At 50.7% G+C, this 1,051-nt stretch carries 1 protein-coding gene; it reads left to right on the top strand.

Going from position 1 to position 1,051, the window contains the following annotated elements:
• Nucleotides 1-542: hypothetical protein (locus PPOP_RS22700; RefSeq protein WP_006286095.1), on the top strand; the 542-nt coding region annotated here is incomplete at its 5' end.
• Between the last annotated feature and the right edge of the window lie 509 nt (nucleotides 543-1,051).

Below are 1,051 nucleotides of genomic sequence, written 5' to 3'. Positions count from 1 at the left end.
ATGCGCAGGAAGAGTTGCAAAATGAACGTCTGAAAGTGACTCAATTACAAGCGCGTCTTGATGTCCTGGAGGAGAGCATGAAGGAACTACGGGCTGATAAGGAGCGATTAGGTCGTGTTAATGAAGAGTACGCCAAGGAGATGCGTGAGTTGGATAAGTCCAATGGCAGGTTGTTGGCAGAAGTTGAGCGGCTAAATGGAGTTGTCGATGATAAAGAAAATTGGATACAGGGACTAACGACAGAGGTCGAGCAGCTTCGTGCGGCTGTCCAGGACAAAGAAAAGTTGGCGGCAGAGGTGAAGCAGCAGCAGATTGTAGTTGCTGCGCAGGAGACGGAGGCGGCTAAGCTGTCCGCCGTGGCGGCTGCAGCTGAAAAAGAAGCTGCCATCATGGCTGCGAAGGTGGAGCAGTTGGAAGCACATGCGAAAAGGCAAGAAGAAGTCTTTAAGGCTACTATCATTGATTATGCGGCTACTCACGGTGCGGCGATGAGTGGCAAAAAGCCTACAAAGTCTATTAATAAGGGTGAGGAAAAGTCATGACTGGTGTACGGGGGGGTACGATCGTGTGTGTGCTCGCACTGTGGAGGGGCTGTGACACGTCCAGATGGTGCGGCAATCTATCACATGTATCATTTGCGTATTAACCCGTCTACGGGCGCTCTGGACGTCTCAGAGTGTCTGATAGTTTAATGAGCTAGATACGACACATAGGGGGCTGGGGATATATCCCCAGTGTAACCCTGTCGTGCGGGCATGATGGGGGATGGGCAATCCTTGGCCCGTCCCACGGCTGCACATAGCCCCCCTACCACGCCCATTGAGACCCCCTATGTCACGAGTTGATGCGAGAAAAGGGATTGAAGCGCGGTACACACAAAGGAGGGTGGACATGATGTCTGAAAGGGCAGACGTATTGCAAGAGGGGATTTGGAGGCTTATTGAGGCTGCAGCTACGCTTAGTATGTATAAATTTTGTTTGCCTGATAGATTGCGCGCTGAACATGATGAGGCAGAGCTTTTGATGATTGAGCTTATCGATAGATTTTATA

Source organism: Paenibacillus popilliae ATCC 14706 (assembly GCF_000315235.1).
GTDB classification, from domain to species: domain Bacteria; phylum Bacillota; class Bacilli; order Paenibacillales; family Paenibacillaceae; genus Paenibacillus_B; species Paenibacillus_B popilliae.
This window is presented reverse-complemented; position numbering and strand designations above follow the sequence as displayed.